The sequence below is a fragment of the Nitrococcus sp. genome, assembly GCF_059432795.1.
In genome coordinates, this window is the sequence record NZ_JBXWZQ010000030.1 from 55,597 (window position 1) to 62,052 (window position 6,456).

The following is a 6,456-nucleotide window of genomic DNA, read 5'->3' on the forward strand; positions in this document are numbered from 1 at the left end:
GCGATGTATGGAACGGCCTTGATCACGGGTGCTTCGAGCGGGTTGGGTGAAGCCACGGCGCGCCGCTTTGCCAACGAAGGCTGGCGCTTAGTGCTCGTCGCGCGCCGCATCGAGCGGTTGCAGCGGCTTCAGGAGGAACTGGGCCGCGCGGGGGAAATCCATTTGCTGGAGCTGGACGTGCGGGATCGCGCGGCCGTGACCGCAAAACTCGGCGAGTTGCCGGCAGCGTTTCGCGAGGTGCGCGTTTTGATCAATAACGCGGGATTGGCGTTGGGTCTCGAGCCCGCGTGGCAATCGGACCCGGATGACTGGGAGGCGATGGTCGACACCAACATCAAAGGGTTGATGTATGTCACCCGTACGATTCTGCCCGGAATGGTGGAGCGCAATCGGGGTCATGTGGTGAACATCGGCTCGATCGCCGGGAGCTGGCCGTATCCGGGAAGCCACGTGTATGGCGCGAGCAAAGCATTCGTGCAGCAATTCTCGCGTAACCTGCGTGCCGATCTTATCGGCACGCGGGTACGGGTCACCAACATCGAGCCCGGTCTGTGCGAAACGGAATTCTCGATCGTGCGTCTCAAAGGCGACAAGGAGAGAGCGGAAAGCCTCTACCGCGGCAACGATCCACTCGTGCCGGAGGATATCGCCGAGATCATCAATTGGGTGGTCAAGCTGCCCTCACAGGTGAACATCAACAGCATCGAGGTGATGCCGATCACGCAGACTTGGGGAGCATTACCGGTCAAGCCGGTCCGCCCGCCATCGGGTAGAAAGCAATGATCCACACGCGGAGGTAAATTCGGCGTGCGGCGTTCACTCGGCAAAGGCGCTCGACAGAACGCGTCGGCATGGCGAACCGACGGCCCGAAAGCGTGCTGCCGCGCCGCTCTGGCGAAACATTGTTATAACATAATAGATTAAAGTTAGAGATATTCATTCCTTCCCAATATGAGCCTGCATCCGTAGCTTTTCTCTTGGTCACAGTGATTTTCCCGAACGATGTCCAAGGGGATGCCTACCGAAGGTGGCGGTAATGGAACGGGCGGTGCGAGTTCTGAGGGAAGAGCAGATGGTTCTCGATCCGGAGCGGCTGGATCTCGATCGCATCAACGCGGAGCTGGAGCAAGCGGATGCCGAGAGCCGGATCGCATGGGTCTTGCGCACCTTTGGCCGCCACGTGGTCCTTTCCTCGAGCTTTGGCGCCCAATCGGCGGTCATGCTGCACATGGTGACCCGGCAGCGGCCGGACATCCCGGTGGTGCTGATCGATACCGGCTACCTGTTTCCGGAGACCTACCGATTCGTCGACGCGCTGACCGAGCGCTTGTCGCTCAACCTCAATGTCTATCGTGCCGATCTCTCGCCGGCTTGGCAGGAAGCGCGCTACGGCAAGCTCTGGGAGCAAGGGCTAGAGGGAATCGAGCGCTATAACCGGATCACCAAGGTCGAGCCGATGCAGCGCGCGTTACGCGAGCTCGACGCGCATGCCTGGCTTGCCGGTGTGCGTCGGCAGCAGGCGCGCACACGCCGATCGCTGCAAGCGGTGACGGAGCAGAACGGGCGAATCAAGGCTCACCCCATCTTCGACTGGACCGACCGCCAAGTCTACGATTACTTTATGGCGCATGATCTGCCGTATCATCCGCTCTGGCACGAGGGCTACGTTTCTATCGGCGATGTCCACACCACGCTGCCGCTGGCCGAGGGCATGGAGGAAGAGGAAACGCGGTTCTTTGGTCTGAAGCGCGAGTGCGGTCTGCACAAGTACGCCTGATACCTTTTTCGGCGGCACGAACGCCTTCTCGATTCGCGCCACAGTGAACCGCGTGCGGGGTGGGTGCTCCGATCGGGTGTTCGCCACCGCGCTCTTGCCAAGCCGTCGAGTCTGCTGGTAATCATTCCCTGACAGATCGTCAGCGGCGTGCTTGCACCGGGGAGAGAAGTTGAGTGGGCGCCGGGCCAAGCGTGTGACAGAGCCCCCCATCGGCCTCGTTCTGCCCGGAGGCGGAGCGCGAGGCGCTTATCAGGTGGGCGTCCTGAAAGCGATCGCGGACATGCTGCCCCATCGGGCGCGCAATCCCTTCCCGGTGATCTGCGGCACGTCGGCCGGCGCCATCAATGCCGCTGCCATTGCAACGCACGCGCCCCATTTCCGGGCTGGCATTCGTGGCCTGGAGATCATTTGGGGCAACTTCCATGCGGATCATATTTACGTCACGCACTTCGGCCGGCTCAGCTTCAATGCCTTGAAGTGGCTGGTCGCGCTGTTCTTCGCGGGTCTCGGCACGCGCCATCCGGTCTCGCTGCTGGACAACAGTCCGCTGCGCGCGCTACTGGCGCGGCGCATTCGTTTCGAGCGCATCGATCAGGCCATAGAAACCGGCGACCTGCAGGCGCTGGCCATCACCGTGTCGAGCTATGGCAGCGGCGAGTCGGTGAGTTTTTTTCAGGGCAGCCCGGAACTGCGGGGCTGGCGCCGCGCGCGTCGGGTAGGGACGCCGGGGCACATACGCCTGGAGCATTTGTTGGCCTCCTCGGCAATACCCGCCATTTTCCCCGCCGTGGCAATCAACCGGGAGTATTTCGGTGACGGCTCGGTGCGCCATCTGGCGCCGATGAGTCCGGCAGTGCACTTGGGCGCGGGCCGTATCCTGGTGATCGGGGTCGGTGAAGACATCATCTCGCCGGCGAAGCACAAGGACATGTTGGTGCGTCCGCCCTCGCTTGCCCAGATCGCCGGCCATTTGCTGGACAGTGCCTTTTTGGACACGCTGGAGGGGGACTTGGAGCGCATGCAGCGCATCAATCGTACTGTCGCCCTCATCCCGGAGGAAGTCCGCCAGCGGGAAAACGTCGGATTGCGTCCGGTGGATGTGCTGGCCATCTCGCCCAGCGAATCGCTGACGACCATCGCCGCGCGGCACGCTCATGAGCTGCCGCTGTCCATGCGGTTTTTCCTGCGCGGCACCGGCGCTACCACCCGATCCTCGGGCTCGGTCGTGATGAGCTATCTGCTCTTCGAGCGCGGCTATTGTCGTGAACTGATCAATCTCGGCTACACCGATGCCTTCCGTCAGGAGAATCGGATCCTGCGCTTTCTGGGCTACGATCCGGCCATGCTGCATGGCGCGGCCGCTCAGCCGCAGCAAGACGTCTGGTAGCGCACCGCAGATGTTCTTCATCGGCTCCGTGACAGTGAGCCCGGCAAGATGATTGACTCCTTCTATGAAGAGGCGTGAGCGAGCTATCAACACAACATGTTGGGTTTGACCTTAAGTCGATAGCATATATCTTGTACTAAGAATCGGTTCAGGTTGGTGGTTAATGACCCCGGAAAGGGTCGTGGCACAATCAAAGGAGTATGCTGTCTATGGGCAATGCTGCGCAGGCTGGTGTGGTGCCGGAGACCGTTGCAGACATTCCGCTACAGCCCGCCTCTCAGGACATTTGGGATACCAAATACCGGCTGAAGACCAAAGCCGGACAGGTCCTCGACGAGACCATGGATGCGACCTTCCAGCGGGTGGCACGGGCGCTTGCGGACATCGAGGAGAGCGCCGAGCAGCGCGAGGAATGGTACGAGAAGTTCATCTGGGCGCTGCGCCACGGCGCCATCCCCGCCGGGCGCATTGTTTCCAACGCCGGGGCCTGGGCGCACAAGCCGGCGACGTCCACGATCAACTGCACGGTCTCGGCCACCATCGCCGATTCGATGGACGATATCCTGCGCAAGGTTCATGAAGCCGGGCTGACGCTGAAAGCCGGTTGCGTCGCGCCCGGCAGCAACGTCGTCACCGAGCAGGGCGTTGTCAGCGCCGAGCGCGCCGTACGCGAGCGCCACGCGCGCATGCTCTGCTACGACCGCACGCGCCGCCGCTTCGAAATGCGCCGCATCGAGCGCCACATGACGACGCACGTCCCGCGCGCGGAGAACATCGAGATCGTCTCCAACGGAGCGGCGCTCAAGACCTCCATCCACCACCCGGTGCTGGTCTATCGCGAAGAGGAACTGCGCTACGTGCGTGCCGATGAGGTGCGCCAAGGCGACGCCCTGGTTCACTACGCTTTCCCCTGGACAGCGGATCAGGCCAGTGCGCGGCAGGCCTGGTATGCGGGCGTGCGCCTGGGGGCCGCACGCGGGGTCCGGCCGGCCCGCGCCGTGCCGGCATCGGTTTTCATGGCGGGCCTCGGCCTGCCCCCGGCGGGGGTCGCGCTAACGCGGGCGCGGTTCAAACTGCGCGCCGTGTGCCGGGACGTCATCGCGCGGGTGTGGGAGATCAAACAGGCATTTTTCGATCGGCGGCCGCGTATGATCGTGCTCGATACGCCGGCGGGCACGCCACCACTGGACTCCCCGCTTTCCGCCTTCGAGGCGGCATCACCAGTCGGTGGCAGCGGGCCGGCCGGCGCGGCGCCCACCGCTCCGCAGCTGCCCGACTGGATCGCCGCGCAGCCGCAAAAGCACTTCCTGCCGTTCCTCGCGGGACTGATCGAGGCCGGCGGCAGCGTGAGCGGCGAATGCGGCCGTGTGGCCATTGCCTTGTCGAGCCGGGCGCTGGCCGAACGCCTCGTGGGCTTACTCGGTCTGTTCGGAGTGCGCGGCGTGCTCGCGCCCCGTCCTCGCGCGGCGGAAGCGGCGGGTCCCTCGCCGGCGCCGGACGGGGTATTGCTCAAGATCGCCGACACGGCCTTTCTGGCGCGGGTCGCCGGCTATATGGCCGGCGGCGGCATGCGCGGGCGGATCGTCGAGCACTGCAGCCAGGCCGGGCAGCACGACCATTACGTGGTGCCGCGCGAGCTTGGCGGTGCGCTGCAGCGCAAGGCCGAGGCGCTCAATCAAGCGGAGCGTCAGGCGCTTGGCTTCTACCACGACTATCACCGCCGCGCCGTGGTCAGCCGGGTCTGGCTGGAGCGCTGGGGGGCGTGCTTTCCGGAGCTCGGCCACCTGATCGCCTTCGCCCGCACCCTGCGCCCGGTCGAAGCCATCCACCGCGCGCTCCCGATTTCCGAGACCTTCTACGATTTCACGGTAGAGAAACACAGCAACTATCTCGCTGGCGAACACGGCCTGATGGTCATTCACAACTGCGGCATCGGCTACGAGTTCTCCACCCTGCGGCCCAAGGGCGCCTACGTCAGCGGCGCGGGGGCGTACACCTCGGGGCCGCTCTCCTTCATGGACATCTACGACAAGATGTGCTTCACGGTGTCCTCCGCCGGCGGGCGGCGCGGGGCGCAGATGGCGACCTTCGACGTCGGTCATCCGGATGTGCTCGATTTCATCCGCGCCAAGCGCGAGGCGGGCCGACTGCGGCAGTTCAATCTCTCGCTGCTGATTACCGACGAGTTCATGGAGGCCGTGGAGCGCGGCGCCGACTGGCCGCTCGCTTTTCCGCTGAGCGCCCAGGAGGTGGAGGTGGACGGCATCGACCTCGATGACCCGGAGCGGGTGATCTGGCGCGAGTGGCCGGAGTCGGGGGACTACGTGACCCGCGAGGACGGTCTGGTGGCCTGCCGGATCTTCCGCCGGCTCAAGGCCCAGCGCATCTGGGACATGATCATGGCCGCCACCTACGATTACGCGGAGCCGGGATTCGTGCTCATCGACCGGGTCAACGAGCTGAACAACAACTGGTTCTGCGAGGAGATCCGCGCGACCAACCCGTGCGTGACGGCGGATACCCGGCTCCATACGCAGCATGGGCTGGTGCCGATCGGTGAGCTGCAGGCCTGCGGCGCGCCGCTCGAGGCCACGGTGGACACGCGCGCCCTCGGCGAAGGACGCGGCACGGCGGTCCGAGCGGCGAAGCCGGCCTTCATGACGGCGCGGCAGGCCGACGTCTTCCGCGTCGTCACCGAGGACGGCTACGAGATCAAGGCCACCGCGTGGCACGATTTCTACACCGAGCGGGGCAAGGTCAAGCTGCGCGATCTCGAGCTGGGGGATCGTCTACTGGTGCAGTCCGGCAAGGGGCAGTTCGGTGTCGAGGGCTCGCCCGAGCTCGGCAGGCTGCTCGGGCTGATCACCGGCGACGGTCATTTCACCAACCGCGGTAGTGGAAAAGAAGCCGTGGTGATCAACTTTTGGGGGCAGGAGCGCGGCTTGGCCGATGCCGTGGCCGCCTATGTGAACACGCTGATTGCCGAGGTGGCCGTCACCGAGCGGCAGTATCAGGTCGCCGCGGTCGCGGTGCCGCAGCGTAACCATGTATTCATTCGCTCAATCCTCCTCGCCCGCGTCCTTGCGCACTTTGGGTTTACACGCGAGAGCAAGCTGCACGTACCGGAGGTTATCTGGCGCGGCTCGCAGGAATGCGTCACGTCCTATCTGCAGGGGCTCTTCCAGGCCGACGGCACCGTCAACATCTCCAGCAAAAGCCTGAGTTGCTCGATCCGGCTGGCGTCGAGCTACCCGAGCCTGCTCAAGGACGTGCAGATGCTGTTGGCCAATTT

Annotated in this window: 4 protein-coding genes; all 4 read left to right on the forward strand. The window is 64.4% G+C overall.

Features of this window, described 5'->3' with window-relative positions; all coding sequences use genetic code 11:
• Positions 1-3 precede the first annotated feature (3 nt).
• Positions 4-783, forward strand: a complete 780-nt coding sequence (locus tag AC52Q4_RS02710; RefSeq protein WP_495535261.1) for an SDR family oxidoreductase — start codon at positions 4-6, stop codon at positions 781-783.
• 253 nt (positions 784-1,036) lie between these two features.
• Positions 1,037-1,777, forward strand: a complete 741-nt coding sequence (locus tag AC52Q4_RS02715) for a phosphoadenylyl-sulfate reductase (RefSeq protein WP_495535262.1) — start codon at positions 1,037-1,039, stop codon at positions 1,775-1,777.
• Positions 1,778-1,970: 193 nt separating this feature from the next.
• On the forward strand, positions 1,971-3,164 hold the full coding sequence (locus tag AC52Q4_RS02720; RefSeq protein ID WP_495535266.1) for a patatin-like phospholipase family protein: 1,194 nt from the start codon (positions 1,971-1,973) through the stop codon (positions 3,162-3,164).
• A gap of 209 nt (positions 3,165-3,373) precedes the next feature.
• Positions 3,374-6,456: ribonucleotide reductase barrel domain-containing protein (locus tag AC52Q4_RS02725; RefSeq protein ID WP_495535263.1), on the forward strand; the 3,083-nt coding region annotated here is incomplete at its 3' end.

Bases quoted from the DNA above. Each gene is read 5' to 3' on its own strand.
- AC52Q4_RS02710 (WP_495535261.1), top strand. From the start codon at position 4: ATGTATGGAACGGCCTTGATCACGGGTGCTTCGAGCGGGTTGGGTGAA.
- AC52Q4_RS02715 (WP_495535262.1), top strand. From the start codon at position 1,037: ATGGAACGGGCGGTGCGAGTTCTGAGGGAAGAGCAGATGGTTCTCGAT.